Genomic DNA, 285 nt, shown 5'->3' with positions numbered 1-285 from the left:
GATAGAAGGATTTAGATTTTATCCAGAGCGTTTACAGCTCCATTTTAAAACAAAGCAAGTTAATTTAACAAATAATGAAAGAATTATTATAGAACTCCTTTTTTCGCAATATCCACGTACTGTTGCACATAACGAGTTATCATCTGCAATTTCGAAGACTGAAGAATCCCTGAGTAAAAATACCTTATATAAAAATATTATACGAGTAAATAAAAAATTTGATATGTTAGGAGTTAGAAGGGCAATTAAAGTGGTAAGTAAAATAGGATATCGATTAAATATAAA

The 285-nt window shown here is 28.1% G+C and carries 1 protein-coding gene; it reads left to right on the top strand.

All coding sequences use genetic code 11. The annotated features are described in order from the left end of the window. Nucleotides 1-285 (top strand): winged helix-turn-helix domain-containing protein (locus SB822_RS56420; protein WP_410859020.1); only part of this gene is annotated, 285 nt, incomplete at both ends.

This window comes from Paraburkholderia sp. SIMBA_054 (genome assembly GCF_046534875.1).
Lineage (GTDB): Bacteria > Pseudomonadota > Gammaproteobacteria > Burkholderiales > Burkholderiaceae > Paraburkholderia > Paraburkholderia hospita.
This window is presented reverse-complemented; position numbering and strand designations above follow the sequence as displayed.